Annotated in this window: 15 protein-coding genes, 1 pseudogene and 1 CRISPR repeat array; of the genes and pseudogenes, 2 read left to right on the plus strand and 14 right to left on the minus strand. The window is 55.0% G+C overall.

The genetic code is table 11. The features are described from left to right. Positions 1-16: 16 nt before the first annotated feature. The 6 genes from ftsB to cysG all read right to left on the minus strand — a co-directional run bounded on the left by ftsB (position 17) and on the right by cysG (position 5,242). Positions 17-328: a cell division protein FtsB gene (gene ftsB, locus RT197_RS18675; protein ID WP_312952652.1), complete on the minus strand. Its 312-nt coding sequence runs from the start codon at positions 326-328 to the stop codon at positions 17-19. 175 nt (positions 329-503) lie between these two features. Then, on the minus strand, positions 504-827 hold the full coding sequence (locus tag RT197_RS18680; RefSeq protein ID WP_312952653.1) for a DUF3561 family protein: 324 nt from the start codon (positions 825-827) through the stop codon (positions 504-506). 51 nt (positions 828-878) lie between these two features. Continuing rightward, positions 879-1,484 carry an adenylyl-sulfate kinase gene (cysC, locus tag RT197_RS18685; RefSeq protein WP_312952655.1) on the minus strand — a complete coding sequence of 202 codons (606 nt, stop codon included), beginning with the start codon at positions 1,482-1,484 and terminating at the stop codon, positions 879-881. After that, a complete protein-coding gene (gene cysN, locus RT197_RS18690; protein ID WP_312952657.1) occupies positions 1,484-2,911 on the minus strand; it encodes a sulfate adenylyltransferase subunit CysN in 1,428 nt (475 codons plus the stop codon). The genes cysC and cysN overlap by 1 nt, the downstream gene beginning before the upstream one ends. 9 nt (positions 2,912-2,920) lie before the next feature. Next, positions 2,921-3,829, minus strand: a complete 909-nt coding sequence (gene cysD, locus RT197_RS18695) for a sulfate adenylyltransferase subunit CysD (RefSeq protein ID WP_312952658.1) — start codon at positions 3,827-3,829, stop codon at positions 2,921-2,923. Between the two features lie 9 nt (positions 3,830-3,838). Continuing rightward, entirely contained in the window at positions 3,839-5,242 is a 1,404-nt protein-coding gene (gene cysG, locus RT197_RS18700) for a siroheme synthase CysG (RefSeq protein WP_312952702.1), read from the minus strand. Positions 5,243-5,490: 248 nt separating this feature from the next. Between cysG and RT197_RS18705 the strand changes: the two are divergent. Next, a pseudogene (locus tag RT197_RS18705) lies at positions 5,491-6,522 on the plus strand (aminopeptidase); the annotation flags it as partial. A gap of 138 nt (positions 6,523-6,660) precedes the next feature. After that, positions 6,661-8,154: a CRISPR direct-repeat array (repeat unit 29 nt; unit sequence CGGTTTATCCCCGCTCGCGCGGGGAACAC). 105 nt (positions 8,155-8,259) lie between these two features. On the opposite strand, the gene cas2e reads toward RT197_RS18705, so the two are convergent. Genes cas2e through casA form a run of 7 tightly spaced genes read right to left on the minus strand, consistent with a single transcriptional unit; the run spans position 8,260 to position 14,138 of the window. After that, the gene (cas2e, locus tag RT197_RS18710; protein ID WP_312952659.1) at positions 8,260-8,544 is read right to left on the minus strand and encodes a type I-E CRISPR-associated endoribonuclease Cas2e; all 285 of its coding nucleotides are present in this window, start codon (positions 8,542-8,544) and stop codon (positions 8,260-8,262) included. A 2-nt stretch (positions 8,545-8,546) separates the two neighbouring features. Continuing rightward, positions 8,547-9,464 carry a type I-E CRISPR-associated endonuclease Cas1e gene (cas1e, locus tag RT197_RS18715; protein WP_312952660.1) on the minus strand — a complete coding sequence of 306 codons (918 nt, stop codon included), beginning with the start codon at positions 9,462-9,464 and terminating at the stop codon, positions 8,547-8,549. Next, the gene (gene cas6e, locus RT197_RS18720; protein WP_312952703.1) at positions 9,465-10,169 is read right to left on the minus strand and encodes a type I-E CRISPR-associated protein Cas6/Cse3/CasE; all 705 of its coding nucleotides are present in this window, start codon (positions 10,167-10,169) and stop codon (positions 9,465-9,467) included. Continuing rightward, on the minus strand, positions 10,169-10,894 hold the full coding sequence (gene cas5e, locus RT197_RS18725; protein ID WP_312952661.1) for a type I-E CRISPR-associated protein Cas5/CasD: 726 nt from the start codon (positions 10,892-10,894) through the stop codon (positions 10,169-10,171). Before cas5e ends, cas6e begins: the two co-directional genes overlap by 1 nt. Positions 10,895-10,903: 9 nt before the next feature. After that, the gene (gene cas7e, locus RT197_RS18730; protein WP_312952662.1) at positions 10,904-11,962 is read right to left on the minus strand and encodes a type I-E CRISPR-associated protein Cas7/Cse4/CasC; all 1,059 of its coding nucleotides are present in this window, start codon (positions 11,960-11,962) and stop codon (positions 10,904-10,906) included. Positions 11,963-11,983: 21 nt separating this feature from the next. Then, entirely contained in the window at positions 11,984-12,586 is a 603-nt protein-coding gene (gene casB / locus RT197_RS18735) for a type I-E CRISPR-associated protein Cse2/CasB (RefSeq protein WP_312952663.1), read from the minus strand. Continuing rightward, on the minus strand, positions 12,573-14,138 hold the full coding sequence (gene casA, locus RT197_RS18740) for a type I-E CRISPR-associated protein Cse1/CasA (RefSeq protein WP_312952664.1): 1,566 nt from the start codon (positions 14,136-14,138) through the stop codon (positions 12,573-12,575). Before casA ends, casB begins: the two co-directional genes overlap by 14 nt. 611 nt (positions 14,139-14,749) lie before the next feature. On the opposite strand from casA, the gene cas3 reads away from it, so the two are divergent. Next, positions 14,750-17,449 (plus strand): CRISPR-associated helicase Cas3', encoded by a 2,700-nt coding sequence (cas3, locus tag RT197_RS18745; RefSeq protein ID WP_312952665.1) that lies wholly within the window; start codon positions 14,750-14,752, stop codon positions 17,447-17,449. 50 nt (positions 17,450-17,499) lie between these two features. Here the strand turns inward: cas3 and cysH are convergent, their stop codons facing one another. After that, positions 17,500-18,234: a phosphoadenosine phosphosulfate reductase gene (gene cysH, locus RT197_RS18750; protein WP_312952666.1), complete on the minus strand. Its 735-nt coding sequence runs from the start codon at positions 18,232-18,234 to the stop codon at positions 17,500-17,502. Positions 18,235-18,250: the final 16 nt, after the last annotated feature.

Here is an 18,250-nt window from a genome sequence, read left to right on the forward strand (position 1 = left end):
TGCGTTCCTGGGCCTGTTATCGGTTATTTTGCCCTGCACTCAGATTGCGTTTAGACGCATCCGGCACCAGACGATAAAAGGTTTCGCCCGGTCGGGTCATACTGAGTTCGTTGCGTGCACGTTCTTCAATCGCTTCCTGACCACCGTTAAGATCGTCAATTTCAGCAAAAAGCTGATCGTTACGCGTTTTTAATTTGGCGTTCGTTGTTTGCTGTGCCTGGACATCATCGCTGACACGGCTGTAGTCATGTAATCCGTTTTTGCCAAACCACAGCGAATACTGGAGCCAGACCAGCAAAGCCAGCAATATCAGCGTTAGTTTACCCATCCTGCCCCCTGAAAAACGGCATCATCATCCCATAACTCGCCCGAGGACACTACCCCGGCCGCGGGCGATGCCGCGTAACCGCGCCAAATGTACCACATTTTATCTGCGGATCAGTATGTCACGTCACGGTGAGGGAAATAGCCCCCATCAATAATAATTCAGCTTTGGGAAGAATCTACCCCATCAGCCACATAAACAGAATGCCAAACATCGCTATAACCGTCAGTGCGGTCGCCAGAATGGTATAGAGAAATTTGCCACCGAGAAGAGAGTGCAGCGCAATGCCCACCACCACGGCGACGGGCATTAATGCGAGGAAGAAAGGCCAGGTATAAAGAAAGAAAAAAAGCGTGTTGGGACCATAAATTAAAAACGGGATACCCGCCGCCAGCAACCACGAGATAAAGCCCACCACGGCTCCCGGAAAAGACCAACTGGCCTCTTCCTCTGCCATTAGCGGCTCTGTGGTGGTGATACTTAAATTCTGGCTATCGCGCATATCTCATCCTGTTACCTGGCTTAGCGGACGGTTACCTCGTCCGCCAGCATGTCAGGATCTGATAATATCGCTCTGTCTTAACAGGTCTAATAAACGGTTCACCAAATTTGTTACTAATTGTTCACCATCCAGATGCACTTCCGCTGCTTCCGGGGCTTCATAAACCGAATCAATACCGGTGAAGTTCCGCAGTTCGCCCGCGCGCGCCTTTTTGTACAGCCCTTTAGGATCGCGGGTTTCGCAGATGGCCAGCGGCGTATCAACAAACACTTCAAAAAAGCGCCCTTCCCCTACCCGCTCGCGCACCATGTGCCGTTCGGCGCGGTGCGGAGAGATAAAGGCGGTCAGCACCACCAGTCCTGCATCCACCATCAGCCGGGAGACTTCCCCGACGCGGCGGATATTTTCTTTGCGATCGGCATCGCTGAAGCCGAGATCGCTACACAGGCCGTGGCGCACGTTATCGCCATCCAGCAGATAGGTGCTGACGCCCAGACGGTGCAGCGCTTCTTCCAGCGCCCCGGCAACGGTGGATTTCCCGGAGCCGGAAAGCCCGGTAAACCACAGCACCACGCCGCGATGCCCGTGGAGCTGCTCGCGCTGTTCCGCCGTGACCGGATGGGCGTGCCAGACGACGTTTTCGTCATGCTGCGCCATTACTTGCCTCCCAGCAGATCGCGCGCGCCCCAGTGCGGGAAGTGCTTGCGGACCAGCGCGTTCAGTTCCAGTTCAAAAGCGCTGAACTCCGACGGCGCGGCGCTCGCCTGCGCATGCGCTTCTTCCACCAGTCCCGCCCCGACGGTCACGTTAGAGAGGCGATCGATGAAAATCATCCCGCCGGTGACCGGATTAGCCTGATAGCTGTCGAGCACCAGCGGCTCATCAAACGTCAGCTCGACCAGCCCGATGCCGTTCAGCGGCAGGTTTTCCGCATCGTGGCGGGTCAGGTTGTTGATATCAAACTGATGGCGGATAGCATCCACGCGGGCGCGGGTTTTCTTTCCGGCAATTTTAATATCCAGCGTTTGCCCCGCCGTCAGCGGCTGCTCGGTCATCCAGACCACGTTGACCGACGCGCTTTGCACCGCAGGCAGCGATTCCTGCGCATCCAGCAACAAATCGCCACGGCTGATGTCGATTTCATCTTTCAGCACCAGGGTAATGGCTTCGCCTGCCGCCGCCTGTTCCAGGTCACCGTCGAAGGTGACGATCCGCGCTACGGCAGATTCCACGCCGGACGGCAGCACTTTGATCCGCTGGCCGACTTTCACCACGCCAGATGCCAGCGTGCCAGAATAGCCGCGAAAATCGAGGTTCGGACGGTTCACATACTGTACCGGGAAGCGCATCGGTTGCTGATCGACCACCCGCTGGATCTCAACGGTTTCCAGCACTTCCAGCAGCGTCGGGCCGCTGTACCACGGCAGATTCGCGCTGCCGCTCGCCACGTTGTCGCCCTCCAGCGCGGACAGCGGCACAAAGCGGATGTCCAGATCGCCCGGCAACTGAGCGGCAAAGGTCAGATAGTCTTCACGAATGCTGTTGAACGTTTCTTCGCTGAAGTTCACCAGATCCATTTTATTGATCGCCACCACCAGATGCTTAATACCCAGCAGCGTGGAGATAAAGCTGTGACGACGGGTTTGATCCAGCACGCCTTTGCGTGCGTCGATCAGCAGGATCGCCAGATCGCAGGTGGATGCCCCGGTCGCCATATTACGGGTGTACTGCTCGTGCCCCGGCGTGTCGGCGATGATAAATTTGCGTTTTTCAGTCGAAAAATAACGATAGGCAACGTCAATGGTAATGCCCTGCTCGCGCTCCGCTTGCAGGCCGTCCACCAGCAGCGCCAGATCCAGCCTTTCGCCCTGAGTACCGTGGCGCTTGCTGTCGTTATGCAGCGAAGAGAGCTGATCTTCGTAGATCTGCCGGGTATCGTGCAACAGGCGACCAATCAGGGTACTTTTACCGTCGTCCACGCTGCCACAGGTCAGAAAGCGCAGCAGGCTTTTGTGCTGCTGAGCGTGCATCCAGGCTTCTACGCCGCCTTCGTTAGCGATTTGTTGTGCAAGTGTCGTATTCATGGCGGCTCCTTAGAAGTATCCCTGACGTTTCTTCAGTTCCATCGAGCCAGCCTGATCGCGGTCAATCACGCGGCCCTGGCGCTCGCTGGTGGTGGAGACCAGCATTTCCTCGATGATTTCCGGTAATGTCTGCGCGTTCGATTCCACCGCGCCGGTCAGCGGCCAGCAGCCGAGAGTACGGAAGCGTACCATCCGCTGCTCAATGACCTCGCCCGGCTGCAGGTCGATGCGATCGTCGTCAATCATCATCAGCATTCCGTCACGCTCCAGCACCGGGCGCTCAGCGGCCAGATACAGAGGAACAATGTCGATATTTTCCAGCCAGATGTACTGCCAGATGTCCTGTTCAGTCCAGTTGGAGAGCGGGAATACGCGGATGCTTTCGCCCTTGTTAATCTGGCCATTATAGTTGTGCCACAGTTCCGGGCGCTGATTTTTCGGGTCCCAGCGGTGGAAGCGGTCGCGGAAGGAGTAGATGCGCTCTTTGGCGCGCGATTTCTCTTCGTCACGACGCGCGCCGCCAAACGCGGCGTCGAAGCCGTATTTATTCAGCGCCTGCTTCAGCCCTTCGGTTTTCATGATGTCGGTATGTTTGGCACTGCCGTGAACAAACGGGTTGATGCCCATCGCCACACCTTCCGGGTTTTTATGCACCAGCAGTTCGCAGCCGTAGGCTTTGGCGGTACGGTCACGGAACTCATACATCTCACGGAATTTCCAGCCGGTATCAACATGCAGCAGCGGGAACGGCAGCGTCCCCGGATAGAACGCCTTACGCGCCAGATGCAGCATCACGCTGGAGTCTTTACCGATTGAGTAAAGCATCACCGGATTAGCAAACTCGGCGGCAACTTCACGGATGATATGGATGCTTTCCGCCTCCAGTTGCCGCAGGTGAGTCAGTCGTTTTTGATCCATAACCATTCCTTAAGCCAGATTAACCACGGAGGCAAAGCCTTCCGCACCTGTAGTGTGTTGAAACCAGGCCAGTTCGTGATGCAGGTTTACCACCTCACCGATGACCAGCAGCGCGGGCATCGGCGCATCTTTCGCCAGGTTTTCGAGTTGTTGTAATGTGCCGGTGCTGACCTGCTGGTCGGCACGGGTGCCGCGCGATATCACCGCCACGGGCGTCGTTCCGTCACGACCATGCTTAATAAGCTGGGCGCTGATTTCCGCCGCTTTCATGGTGCCCATGTAAATCGCCAGCGTCTGGCGGCTCTGCGCCAGCTGCGCCCAGTCGAACGGCGCGCTGTCGGGCTTGTAATGTCCGGTCACAAAGGTGACGCTCTGGGCGTGTTCGCGATGGGTCAGCGGGATGCCCGCGTAAGCCGTCGCGCCAGAGGCCGCCGTCACGCCCGGCACCACCTGAAACGGGATGCCTGCCGCTGCTGCCGCCTGAAGTTCTTCGCCGCCGCGCCCAAAAATAAACGGATCGCCGCCCTTAAGTCGCACCACCGTTTTGCCTTCCCGCGCGGCGTCTGTCAGCATCCGGTTGGTTTCATGCTGCGGCACCGCGTGTTTCCCGGCACGTTTGCCGACGCAGATCAGATCCGCATCGCGGCGCACCAGTTCGCGGATCTCATCCGTGACCAGATGGTCGTAAAACACCACGTCGGCCTGCTGGAGCACCTGTAAACCACGCAAGGTCAGCAGTCCCGCATCGCCTGGCCCCGCACCGACGAGGATAATTTCGCCCTGCGCGCGCTCCGGCTGCTGTAACGTCTGCGCCAGAACCTGCTCCGCCGCCTGCTGATTACCGGCCGCCATCAGGCTGGCAAAGCGCCCGCGAAAGGCACGTTCCCAGAATCGACGGCGCTCGGCGGTGGTTTTCAGCGTGTCTTTGATGCGCTCGCGCCAGCGGCCTGCCACTTCCGCCATGCGCCCTAACTCTTTTGGCAGCAGCGCTTCGATTTTTTCGCGCAGTAGCCGCGCCAGGACTGGCGCATTTCCGCCGGAAGAAATGGCAATCAGCAGCGGCGAGCGATCGACAATAGAAGGAAAAATAAACGAGCACAGCGGCTGGTTATCAACGACGTTGACCAGCCGGTGGCGGGCATCTGCCGCCGCGAAAACGCGCTGGTTCAGCTCACGGTTATTGGTCGCGGCAATCACCAGAAAAACGTTATCGATCTGCTCTTCGGTAAATTCTGTCGCCAGCCAGTGGATCTGCCCCTGCTCTGCCAGCTCGTGGACCTCCGGGTCGAGGCGCGTTGCCACAACCTGTATCTTTGCTCCGGCCCGGCGCAGGAACACGATTTTACGGGCGGCAATTTCACCGCCGCCGATGACCAGTACCGGGCGATCTTTCAGGGCAGCAAAAAGAGGCAGGTATTCCACAGCACGACAACTCACTTATTTTTAATAATGAGAGGGACTATAGGGTGCGGCTTAGTTCAAATGAAATTACGAAATGGAATGAGTAGTTCCTCAAAGGAATAACATCCCGAAAAAGCTAATATCAAAAAGTGCTTAACCCGCGCGTTTTCGGCGTGTTACGTGTGATTCGAATTGTGTAACCCAGGTCACAGTTTCATACTGTAGGCGGCGATTTTTTTTGGATTTTTTAAGGATATTGTATGTTGTCCGCATCGCGCCGCAGTTTAGCTGCCCTGGCGTTCAGCGTAGGCTTTGCCCTCCCCGTACTGGCGAAATCAACTCCCCCGGGCACGTTCGCGACCACTCAGGCGCGTTACATTGCGACCTATTTTCCCGGCCGCATGACCGGCTCCCCCGCCGAGATGCTGGCAGCGGATTATCTGCGTCAGCAGTTTGCCGCGATGGGTTATCAAAGCGACATCCGCACCTTTCACAGTCGCTACCTTTATACCTCTGCGGATAAACAGCAGAACTGGCACAACGTCACCGGCAGCACGGTGATTGCCGCGCACGAAGGACGCGCCAGGCAACAGATTGTGATTATGGCGCATCTTGACACCTACGCGCCGCGCAGCGATGCCGACACCGCCCAAAACCTGGGCGGCCTGACGCTCCAGGGCATCGACGACAACGCCGCCGGGCTGGGCGTAATGCTGGAGCTGGCCTCGCAGCTTAAAAATATTCCCACCGAGTACGGCATTCGCTTTGTTGCCACCAGCGGCGAAGAAGAAGGCAAGCTGGGCGCTGAGAATTTATTACAGCGGATGAGCGACGCCGAGAAGAAAAATACGCTGCTGGTGATCAACCTTGATAACCTGATCGTCGGCGACAAGCTTTATTTTAACAGCGGCAAAAACACCCCGGCGACGGTGCGTAAAATCACCCGCGACCGCGCGCTGGCGCTCGCTAAACGCCAGGGTATCAACGCCACCATGAACCCCGGCCTGAACCCGGATTATCCGCAAGGCACAAGCTGCTGCAACGATGCCGAGCCGTTTGATAAAGCTGGCATACCGGTGCTTTCGGTCGAAGCCACCAACTGGTCGCTTGGCAAGAAAGACGGCTATCAACAGCGGGCAAAGTCAGCCAGTTTCCCGACGGGGACCAGCTGGCACAACGTGCGGCTGGATAACCAACAATATATTGATAAAGCGCTACCAGGACGCATCGAACGCCGCAGCCGGGAAGTGGTGAAGATTATGCTACCGCTGGTGAAAGAACTGGCGAAGGCAGGGGTAAATAGTTGCGATGGGGAATGGGGATTTTCTCGTGGAGGGAGGAAAAGCGCGGGGGTTGAGGGCGTGGGTGATGGGTTGTTCCCGCTGAGGCGGGGAACACGCGGATAGACCGTGCAAACGTTGGTTTAAGTCCGGTTTATCCCCGCTGGCGCGGGGAACACTGGGCAAACGCAGGCGGCACGGATAAAGAATTCGGTTTATCCCCGCTGGCGCGGGGAACACTGCACATCAAACTGCTGGGTGTATTGCTGACCCGGTTTATCCCCGCTCGCGCGGGGAACACAACGTGTAAAAGTAAAACAGGAACGCTATTATCGGTTTATCCCCGTTCGCGCGGGGAACACTGAAATTAAGAAGATGCGCGGGCAATAAAATTCGGTTTATCCCCACTCGCGCGGGGAACACGGGAGCACATCGAACCCTGTCCAGTCGTACGCCGGTTTATCCCCGCTCGCGCGGGGAACACCTGGATTCTTTCATCACGCATCATGTTGCTGGCGGTTTATCCCCGCTCGCGCGGGGAACACAAAAATGATCTGAATCGGTGCTGCCATGTTTACGGTTTATCCCCGCTCGCGCGGGGAACACCTCAGACTGATTAGGCCAAACAATTCGATCACCGGTTTATCCCCGCTCGCGCGGGGAACACCCAAGCCGACTATTAGCAGCGGTTTTTTTGGTACGGTTTATCCCCGCTCGCGCGGGGAACACCATTAGCTGAACATGTTGTTTATTGTCGGCGTCGGTTTATCCCCGCTCGCGCGGGGAACACACAGTATAAATGCACCCCCTCATGTGCATTAACGGTTTATCCCCGCTCGCGCGGGGAACACCGAAATGTATTTCGGTAACAGTCCGGAATTCACGGTTTATCCCCGCTCGCGCGGGGAACACAACGGCCCGCAGTGGGCGGTGCTGAAAACTGGCGGTTTATCCCCGCTCGCGCGGGGAACACGTCGGTGTTAACCACGCTATCTTCATGGTTGGCGGTTTATCCCCGCTCGCGCGGGGAACACCTTATGTGGTTAAATTGGTAATAGTTTAATCACGGTTTATCCCCGCTCGCGCGGGGAACACTCATTGCTATATGGCTGACTGCCATTTTCGTGCGGTTTATCCCCGCTCGCGCGGGGAACACGCTCGGACACATCCCCCTTGTATCCCAGCTTACGGTTTATCCCCGCTCGCGCGGGGAACACGGTGATCATGTTTTCAGTGTCCGAGCTGGCGTCGGTTTATCCCCGCTCGCGCGGGGAACACGTTTTTTGATCCCCCACCCTCGCTAAAGGCGGCGGTTTATCCCCGCTCGCGCGGGGAACACGTCAGTGTCATTAACGCTGACTGTCGTAGTTACGGTTTATCCCCGCTCGCGCGGGGAACACCACATCAGTGACAATAACCACGAATCCGGCCGCGGTTTATCCCCGCTCGCGCGGGGAACACAAACGTAGATGTTTTATATATTTTAGGTGACTCGGTTTATCCCCGCTCGCGCGGGGAACACATACCGGTTGTATCTCTAAATGTGCAACGTTACGGTTTATCCCCGCTCGCGCGGGGAACACCCCCAGTACGTGCAGCAGCTACACGCGACGAGCGGTTTATCCCCGCTCGCGCGGGGAACACTCTAAAAAATTACACCTAAATATCAATCACATACTTCAACTACAACAATCTACCAACTTATTTCAAACATTTCCTTATTATTAAAGAACTCGTAATCCATTGATTTTAAAGGGGAAGAAAAGAAACTAATCTTAGTCCATCCAAATCTACCGGAATACGTCGGTTTTCACCGAAAGTCTGGAATTCAAATCCTGATTCCGTATTTGTCGCCCATGCCATCACAACGTTTCCTTCGTCTGCCAGACCGCAAACCTGCTCCCATATCATTTCGCGAATTTTTGCGGAAACATCGCCTACATACACTCCAGCCCGAATTTCCAGCAACCAGACCGCCATCCTGCCGCGCAAGCGCGGCGGCACGTTTTCAGTCACCACAACTAACATACTCATGGCTAATTACTCCGGTGACCTGCGTCGCCTAAAGAAATGGGGAGAGGGATCGCAACAGGCTGCGCATCTTCAGGAGGAAGCGGCGGCTGGATCTCTCCGGCAGCAAGCACCTCTTCGATAAGTGGGATCAGCTTTGCCAGCGTTTTACTGCTGCGGAAAATATCCCGACAGGCAAGACGGACTTGTCGGTCGGGATCGTCAGGTTCCCGGCGGGCAATTTCGAATGCTTTGGGTACAACAGTATCGAATTTGATGATATCGGCGATATCGTAAACGAAAGAAAGTGGTTTGCCGGTGTGCACAAAACCAATCGCTGGCGCATAGCCTGCGGCAAGCACAGCGGCTTCGGTGACACCGTATAAACATGAAGTCGCCGCACTGATGCACTGGTTCACCGTGTCGCCCTTTTCCCAGTCCTTGGGATCGTAGCGGCGGCCATTCCATTTTACGCCATACTGTTTCGCCAGCAGGGCGTAAGTTGCTCGTACCCGACTGCCTTCAATACCGCGCAATTGTTCGACAGAACGACGGGCTGGCGCAGGTTCGCCAAACCGTAGTTCATACATTTTACGCACCACTTTCAGCCGTAAATCCTCGTCCAACGCCAGCTTTGCCTGGTAAAGCAGTTTGTCTGAACGTGCTCCGCCAGGCTGACCGGAGGCGTATACACGCACTCCGGCTTCGCCAACCCACACCAGTAACGTACCCACCTGAGCGGCCAGGCGAACAGCCGCGTGAGACACGCGTGTTCCCGGCTCCAGCATGATGCAGGCAACCGATCCGACGGGAATATGCGTGCGAATTCCCGTCTTATCAATTAATACAAACGCACCGTCGATCACGTCGATCTGCCCGTACTGAAGGAAGATCATTGATACACGATCTTTGAGCGGGATCGGATTCAGAGGAAGCCAGCTCATTTAGCGCCTCCTTTTCACCATCAGCATACCGCAGCCTAATGCTTTGCTTTTACCCAGCCCTGAAAACAGCGCCTGTTCAAACAACGAAGCATCGGTGATACATAAACTTCCTGCAAAATCGACGCTGCTGAATACGATCGGCGCTTCGCCTGTTTTACGGACAAAACGATGCTGCTGGTAGGCTGTTACACATCTACCCATCGCCTGCGTCTGGGTAGACTCTTCACCCGCCCACTCGGCAAAATCATCAGTGTCTGGCACGAGGAGACGAAAACCATGCTGCGCCCCCTGCCTTTCCAGCCATGACTGCGCCGCCTGCTGCTGTAGCTCCCACCACTGACTCTTTGGTACGCCATCCATCTTCGCCTGATGCTTTGCATTCATCATCACATCACTGCGCTTATCGTTACGGGTGATGACCGGATTAGCGCGTAGCTGGAAATCAAGCGCCATACCATCGACTAACTGCGGTTGAAACGGTTTTGTCGCAACATTAAACAGCGCATGTTGCGTTAGCGGCGGCGTCGCCGACAGTACAAAAAAGCCTCCACGTTCCTCCTGACGGAACAGAAAATGGCGCTTTTCCTGTTCGGGGAAGAGTTGCCATAACCACTGGTGACTGGCGTAAGGTTGTGCCGAGTCCCATTTTTCTAACATCTCCGGTTGCAGTTTATTGAACAGGAGTTGAATGCGAGACAGGTACATCATGCTTCCCCCTGTAGCGGACCGCTGAAACGGGTATAACTGCCAAACTGCCAGCGCTGGCGACTTAACGGCTGATTATTGCTGCGCTGTTGCTGCTGCCAGGCCAGGCTAGTTTCAGCAGGATCGTCCCAGTAGCACATTCCTTCGTTGAGCGTAAAACCGGTCAGCTCTGTGGCAGTGATTTCCTGCGACGCCTGTACCAGTACCTCTTTTAACGTACCGGTGATTAAACGCGGTGCCAGCGGCAGCGCCAACGGACAGGATTTTCGTCCCAGATAGAGCGGGAAATGCGGCGCTAACAGCGCATCACGCAGTTCTTCAGGTGAATATGGTGCTCCCGGCATAGCACTGATGGCCACGTGCCAGTAACCATCGCAGCGATATTCACGCTGTGAGATCAGCGTACTGACCTCATCCGGCGCATGGCATAGCTCATCACGCCGGGTGTAATAGCGATATTTTTTATTCTCACGCGGAGCGCTGACGGTGTGATAATCCCGCAGCCAGCGATCCTGCGCAGACAGCGCGTGCACCGCCAGATGGTAGTGCTGGTTGATGTTATTCAACCGCTCTTCTTCATCCCGACGGACGCCCAGCGCAGCGGCGAGCAGCCCCAGCAACGCTGAACGCGTGGGCACCGTGGCAGAGTGGCGCATCTCGCCGGGCGCTTCCTCCCCCCACGACGCCAGCGGCGCGTACAGCTGAAAAACCAGATATTGCTTCATTGTTCATCCTTACTGGCTGACAAAGGCCAGTAATTCCGCCAGCGATCCTTCACCTTTCTGAACGTTCAATTCGTTATGATCGTCAGTACAGTCCCCGTAGACGCGATCGAAGCTGTCACGCTGCTGTTTTAAACAGGCGATGGCCGCCGCAATCTGGTCGGGATCGCGTATCGGCTGGAAGAATGCCGCTGCCAGCGAGCGCGGTTGTCTGTTCCCCCTTTCCGCCAGCGCGTAGGTGGCATAGGCGCGGGAGGCGAAGCTATTTTGTTTACCGGTCGGCGATACGGTCAGCGCCGTTTCGGTCAACGCCGCAATCGCGCGTTTAGCCAGCTCTTCATCACCGCCCAGATTTTCCACCAGCAGGTCGCGACTGATGCAGATATAGGTATAGAAGAGTGCGGAAGCAAAGCCCTGCTCGCCCAGATGACCGGAACCGGCATCCTCCTCTTTGTTATTCAGATCGTCTACGGCCGTGAAGAAATCACTTTCGATGGTGACGGCGCTCACGCCCAGCGCATGGGAAACCTGACAGGCGGCCTCTACATTGAATTCCGGCGATGACGCCAGCATCCGACCAAACATCGCCATGTCGACGCTGCGTTTCTCTTTGCGTAGCAGTTTTACTTCGTTGTCCGTTGGCTCGCGATTTTCAGCAATCAGCGTCGCCACAAGGCTTTTAATCAGATCGATTTCATGCTGGCTGACATGAACAATCTGTTCAATTTCCAGGTTTTTCTCGACTGGTGCGTTTTTGTCATTTTTTACTTTGCCGAACTGAGCGGCAATTTTCTCCGCTGCTGCCTTCGCCGTTTTTTCGGCAATGCCTGCGCTGGTCATCGGGCGAAAGACATAATCTACACCGATTCGGCGGGTGCGCTTGCCAATGTAGCCATCCATCGCATCTTCAAATGTTTCAGACACACGCCAGGCACGCTTCAGGCTTTGCGACGAAACGCGCAAGCGTTCAACGCCGCCCATATAGGCCGTTTTGGGTCTGCCAGAATCATCGCGGTTAAGGTTGGCGGGAGCGTAAGCGGTCAATAAATGCAGTTGAATAAAGGTAGTCATTATTAAATCCCTCTAAAATAATTAGTTGCCATGAGACGTGGAAATATATTCACTTGCCCAACGAATGCGGTTGCGATCAAAAGGGTGGCTGGTTTCTGGTTCATGGTTCTCCCGTCTTTGCCACTCTTCCATCCACAGGAAAATGCTGTCAGCAAGCGACAGGACGTTCACTCCCTCGCTACCACGGATTTTCACTGCCTGAATCAGTAACTGGCAAAACGTGTCTGGATCGCTCGCTTTTTGCAGCCGTTCAAAGCGCAGGGAAGAAACGCAGGATGTTGATCCGTTGAGTTTTTCCCCCAGCTGTGCCGCAAAGCTAAGCTTTTCTTTATTGCTCTTAATATGAGCGGCGACGCTGACAAACAGCGCCAGCGCCATTTTATCCAGCGGACGCAATGACATAGGGCCTTTCAGCTGCTGGTACAGCGCGTGAAAACCCTCGCACATCATCACGCCGTAAGGCGGTTCCATTCTTTTTAGCTCTGCCCGCCAGGCCCGCCCGTTAATGCGTTTGCCCTCTTCGTCGGCATAGCGCTCGGACAATACGGCAAACCAGTTAACCAGCGCTTTTTGCGCCTGCGGATGGGTGATTCTGCGCAGCGCAGCAGTATCAAGATTCTGCATGTTTAGCTTCCTTCTGTTCTTCAGCCAGCGCCAGTACATCCTTAAGCGCTTTATTTTTACGATAGCTATTTTCCAGCCCACGTCGGGCATTCATTTGGCGTAACAGGATAGAGTCGGGGCAATCTGGATCGGTCAGCTCTTCACGGTCAAAAACGCGAAACAGATAGCTATGTAACTCGCGTTCCCACTGGCGTAATGCCTTGCGGGTAAACACCTCTTTACGCTGCGGATCGTTAGCCAGGATATTCAATAATGTGCGGAAAGAAGGTTCGGTCTCCTGCCAGAAGGCAATATCTACCATGCTAAAATCGACCTTAGCCTCTTTTGGCGCTTCAAATCTGGCGCTTTTCAGCGCATTTCGCAGGAGCGACAGCGCTTCGGAAGCCAGCAAAACCATCAGAGAAACCGTATCGATAAACTGTGTGGAGCGCGGAAGGTTGAACAGCGGTATACAATGCTGATACCAGCAGCGCGCTTTGGCGTTATCCATATCCCAGGCAAAACACCACAGCCCCAGATTTTTCCGCCGTCCGGCTGCCTGCACCACCTTCGCGGGCTGCATTTTGTTAAATTTGTCTTCGCGCTCCATGAGCAGTCCCAGCCAGTCTTTATAGCTCAGGCCGCCCGGTTGCCCTTTTAGGGCAAGCCATGGCGCGGAGGCATCTTTTAATGCCTGCCGATACGGAGAAAACGGATGTCGCCAGCCCTCATACTGCACGCCATAATTTTTCGTGCGCATTTGGCTCAGCAGTGAATCATGGTGCTCGCCGCATAAATCGCACTTTCCGGCTTCGGCATGGGTAAAATCCAGTTCAATACGCCGGGGCATTCCCCAGTACGCCTGCAACGGGTGGGCATTTTCCGGGGTGACAACGTTACCCGGTTTTTCACTGGTTTTCGTGGGCGCAAGCCACGGGAAGATAAGCGGAAACTGTGCGACGCCGGGGAGATTGTCCTGTGGCAGAACGTTCAGCCACAGTTTTTTCCACAGCGGAAACCTGGCTTCATCTTCAGGCACCACCAGCGTAGTAAGTGGTCCACCGCCGCGCATTCCGACGCGATACCCGGCTCCGCCTGCGGGCGAGTTGGTCTGAACGGAGAACAGTGCAATAACCGCACAATGAGGACAAATGCGCTCAACGCATCCCCTTTTAATAAAATGATCTTTATTCAGTTTGAGCGTGTTACCACCAGGCGCATCAATGAGCAGGCTGGCGACAGAGAGGTATTCACTATCAAGGGGATCAAAGCTTTGCAAAAAGGCGGGTTTTTGTTCGCCGAACTGTAGGGCAGGCGAAAGAGTCTGCAAAGCCTCTGTCCAACGTTTTGGCTCAATGCCCTCTTGCCAAACCTCCTCCCAGTCGTCTTCGTCCTCTGGGGCTATAGAGCATTGCAGAAGGCCAATTAACATTTTCCATCCGTCCCCCTGAAAGTCGGGCCGGGGCCAGGCGACATCCCGCACCGACTCATCGAACAGATCGTAGAGCGAGATTTTGGTTTTCTTGCCGTCTGAGAGGAAAACGGGTAACCATTTTTCCCTGGTTAAATCCATAGAGTTACTCCTGTATAGGGGAGTGCAGCAAAATCAGTTAGCGAGGGCTGGAACTACACCCAGGAAGTTGGCTCCCGAAGGAGCCAACTGGACGTTACCGCTTCAGTCCAGAACAGAAAAAAGCCAAAAGCAGCACTATTTCTGTGTGGCTAAGCGCGAGATTAATTAACATAAGAAACCTTGCCCTTGTAACCGGTGACCCGGACGCCCATTCCATAGTAAGATGCAGTTCTTCAGGCTGCCCCAGGGTTGGACGTTCCTTATCCAGAAACCACCCCAACCTTGGGGTTTTTCTGTTGAAGGCGATGATAGCAGCATCATTTTTGTGGTGTAAAGCAGTATATTTAAGGCTACATGCTCTCCATCAAACAAGGCTACATGGATACCTCATAGTAAAATAATCAGAACACAGTATTTAACGACTTATGCTATTCTCTTGCCTGTATGTTCCTTGCATCGGCGGGGATGAACCGGCTACCTGGTCGCCTCATACGACGTTCCCCGCGTCAGCGGGGATAATTCTTTCGATTGGGTTGCAAAAATCTCTGCCCACTTTTCCTTTCTCGCTTTAAAATCCCTTCTACTATATCCCCTTTTCAGAGAATTAAAATATGGCACCAATAATAATCCCTGACTATCTCCGTTACTGGGGTAAAACAAATAAAGAAACCAGCGAGAACAATGATCCCTATCATTTACTGCCATATCATTGCCTTGATGTCGCCGCTTGTGGATATTATATAACCGAAGCCAATATTTTTAATTGTAGAAATACATTGATTGAATGTGACATTAGCAGTGAGGATGTCGGAAATTATATCGCCTGGCTTTTTGCCTGCCATGACATCGGCAAATTTGCCAGAGGATTTCAACAGTACGCTGCGTTCCCGGGTTCACCTCTGGTGTCGCCTGTCAGCGGCGTGGCAGCCCTTGAGAGACATGATTCACTGGGGTTCTATTTATGGGAATTATTATTAGAAGCATGGATCGACGGCGAAAATAATATCCTCCCTTATCCCGCTCCAGAAAATCGTGAAAAATTCAAGAGCGCATTAAATACCTGGATGTTAATGAGCACCGGGCATCATGGCATCCCCCCCAATACACTTAAAAACGGTAGTTCACTCGCTTTCACTGATGAGGATATTGTCGCAGCCGGTCATTACATTGAGGACTTAATAGAGCTATTTCCTTTCCAGCTTCCTGAATCATGGAAAACAAAAGCAGCCAAAAAGAAATTAAAACAGCAAAGCTGGATTTTCGCCGGAATAATGACGCTGGCAGACTGGATGGGTTCGGATCAGGAAATGTTTCCGCTGGTTAGCACGCCAATGCCGCTTAAGGATTACTGGCCGCTGGCCTGCGAAAAAGCCCGACGGGCGCTTGCCAGCCTGCCGCCGGTATCGCCCCGTAGCCAGTATATCGATCACCATGCGCTTTTCCCTTTTATCCAGACGCTAACGCCCCTTCAGCAGCGGGCGAGTACGCTTGATATTTCTGCGCCCGGACCGCAGCTTGTGATACTGGAAGACGTCACAGGAGCAGGAAAAACAGAAGCCGCGCTGATCCTTGCTCATCGCCTGATGTCCGCTGACAAAGGGCATGGGCTTTATGTGGGGTTGCCGACAATGGCCACTGCCAATGCCATGTATAAACGGCTGGCAGAGGCTTACCACGCACTGTTTGCCGATGGTGCCCGACCTTCATTGCTTCTGGCGCACGGCGGACGGGAAATGTCGGACGCTTTTCGTCACTCGATCTGGCAGCCGTCAGAGACGATGGGTGATAACTACGCGCGCGATGACGACAGCGCGACCAGTGAATGCCACGCCTGGTTCGCCGACTCACGTAAAAAAGCGCTGCTGGCAGAAGTGGGGGTCGGCACGCTCGACCAGCTACTGATGGCGGTCATGCCTTTTCGCCATCAGTCGCTCCGGCTGTTAGGCATGTGCGGCAAAATTCTGTTGCTGGACGAAGTCCACGCTTACGACGGCTATATGGTGAAATTGCTGGAGGGACTGTTGCGCTTTCATGCCTCGCAGGGCGGCAGCGCGATTATTCTGAGCGCCACCCTCCCCGCCACGCTGCGGGAAAGATTGCTCATTGCATTCAATGAGGGCGCAGGATTTTCCAGCACGGATGCCAGCAGTGAGGCAGATTATCCGTGGCTGACCCATCTGTCCGCCGCAGGACTGGCAGAACAGCCGCTGGCAACGCGCCCTGAAGTACGGCGCAGCGTTGCGATTAACTGGCTTCAGCAGCGAAGCGAGGCGATCGACACGATTTACCGCGTGGTGGAAGCCGGGCAATGCGTGTGTTGGATCCGTAATACCGTGGATGATGCGCGGGAAATATTTCAGCAACTACTGGAGGAAGGCCTCATTCCTGAACAGGATCTTTTGTTGTTTCATAGCCGGTTTGCCTTCGCCGACCGACTGGCGATTGAGAATAAAACGCTGGAGTGGTTCGGTCATCATGCGCCCGCTTCAGGGCGTAAGGGAAAGGTACTTATCGCCACGCAGGTTGTTGAACAAAGTCTCGATCTCGATTTTGACTGGATGATCTCCGATCTGGCCCCGATTGATTTACTGATCCAGCGCGCCGGGAGATTACAGCGGCATATTCGCGATGCTCACGGTGAGCGTAAAACGGCGCTGCCTGATGAGCGCCAGCCGCCAGTATTGCACATTTTAGCCCCAGAGTGGCAGGCGCAGGCGGAACCGGGATGGCTGGGCCAGGAGCTTCGCGGCACTGGCTATGTGTATGCCGATCATGCCTGTCTGTGGCGGACGCAGGCTCTGCTGCGACAATACGGTGAAATTCGGATGCCGGAAAATGCCCGCCACCTGGTAGACGGCGTTTATGAGCAAACCCTGCCCGCTCCCGCAGGGCTGCAAACGCTTTCCGATTTAGCATTCGGCAAAGTGCTTAGCCAACGCTCCGTCGCCGCGCAGAATCTGCTGCGTCATGATAAAGGCTACGATCGGGAAGCCAGCGACTTTTTATGGAGTAACGACAGGGAGTTTTCTACTCGTCTGGGCGAAGAGAGCGTGGATCTCTATCTCGCCTGGCAGGATGAAGAAGGCACACTGCATCCTGTGGTCACAGAGGGCGATTTCTGTTGGGAAATGAGCCGGTTGTCGGTGCGGATCCCGTGGTGGCGAAAAAATGCCGGGGAATTCAACCTCCCCGATGAAGAAAAACTGGAGCAGTTCCGACAAAAGTATCATCGCCCGAAAGGACAGATTGTGCTGGTATCAAATAGCGGAGAAGCCCGCTATTACAGTAAACGCGCGGGCTTAACGGGATAACCGATTTAAAATGACTCAAGGGCGCATTGCTGCGCCCTGATACCGTCCGGTCACCCCTCGTGCAGCCCGCACTCGCGCTTCAGGCCAAAGAAGCGCGTGTCTTCCTCTGCCATGCCAGGCTCCCATTTGCGGGTGGTATGCGTGTCGCCCACCGACAAATAGCCTTCATCCCACAACGGATGGTACTTCAGACCATGTTTTTGCAGGTACTGATATACCGTGCGGTTATCCCAGTCGATGATGGGCAGGACTTTAAACACGCCGCGCTGAATGCCCAGCACCGGCAGGCTGGCGCGGCTGCCGGACTGCTCGCGGCGCAGGCCCGCAAACCAGGTTTGCGCGTTGAGATCGGCAAGCGCGCGGTTCATCGGCTCGACTTTGTTGATGTCGTTGTACTTCTCGATCCCTTCGACACCCTGCTCCCACAGTTTGCCGTAGCGCGCTTCCTGCCAGGCCGCGCTTTCCCGGGCGCGATACACTTTCAGATTGAGGTTGAGTTTATCCGTTAACTCATCAATAAAACGGTAGGTTTCCGGGAACAGATAGCCGGTATCGGTAAGGATCACCGGGATATTCGGGCTTACCTGATTTACCAGATGCAGGCTGACCGCTGCCTGGATGCCAAAGCTCGACGAGAGCACGTATTCACCGGGCAAATTTTCCAGCGCCCACGCCACGCGCTCTTCAGCACTGCGCTGCTCCAGTTGGGCGTTGGTGTCGGCCAGCGCCTGCGCGCGCTCGTCTTTGGCTAACTCGTTCAGCGCGTTCAGATTAAGTACGGACATAGTGACCTCTTTAGTC

Origin of the sequence: Superficieibacter sp. (genome assembly GCF_032071645.1) — a bacterium.
Lineage (GTDB): Bacteria > Pseudomonadota > Gammaproteobacteria > Enterobacterales > Enterobacteriaceae > Superficieibacter.

Bases quoted from the DNA above. Each gene is read 5' to 3' on its own strand.
- cas1e (WP_312952660.1), bottom strand. From the start codon at position 9,464: ATGAGCTGGCTTCCTCTGAATCCGATCCCGCTCAAAGATCGTGTATCA.
- cas3 (WP_312952665.1), top strand. From the start codon at position 14,750: ATGGCACCAATAATAATCCCTGACTATCTCCGTTACTGGGGTAAAACA.
- cas2e (WP_312952659.1), bottom strand. From the start codon at position 8,544: ATGAGTATGTTAGTTGTGGTGACTGAAAACGTGCCGCCGCGCTTGCGC.
- cysD (WP_312952658.1), bottom strand. From the start codon at position 3,829: ATGGATCAAAAACGACTGACTCACCTGCGGCAACTGGAGGCGGAAAGC.
- cas5e (WP_312952661.1), bottom strand. From the start codon at position 10,894: ATGAAGCAATATCTGGTTTTTCAGCTGTACGCGCCGCTGGCGTCGTGG.
- ftsB (WP_312952652.1), bottom strand. From the start codon at position 328: ATGGGTAAACTAACGCTGATATTGCTGGCTTTGCTGGTCTGGCTCCAG.
- cysC (WP_312952655.1), bottom strand. From the start codon at position 1,484: ATGGCGCAGCATGACGAAAACGTCGTCTGGCACGCCCATCCGGTCACG.
- casB (WP_312952663.1), bottom strand. From the start codon at position 12,586: ATGCAGAATCTTGATACTGCTGCGCTGCGCAGAATCACCCATCCGCAG.
- RT197_RS18680 (WP_312952653.1), bottom strand. From the start codon at position 827: ATGCGCGATAGCCAGAATTTAAGTATCACCACCACAGAGCCGCTAATG.
- casA (WP_312952664.1), bottom strand. From the start codon at position 14,138: ATGGATTTAACCAGGGAAAAATGGTTACCCGTTTTCCTCTCAGACGGC.
- cysH (WP_312952666.1), bottom strand. From the start codon at position 18,234: ATGTCCGTACTTAATCTGAACGCGCTGAACGAGTTAGCCAAAGACGAG.
- cas7e (WP_312952662.1), bottom strand. From the start codon at position 11,962: ATGACTACCTTTATTCAACTGCATTTATTGACCGCTTACGCTCCCGCC.
- cysN (WP_312952657.1), bottom strand. From the start codon at position 2,911: ATGAATACGACACTTGCACAACAAATCGCTAACGAAGGCGGCGTAGAA.
- cas6e (WP_312952703.1), bottom strand. From the start codon at position 10,169: ATGTACCTGTCTCGCATTCAACTCCTGTTCAATAAACTGCAACCGGAG.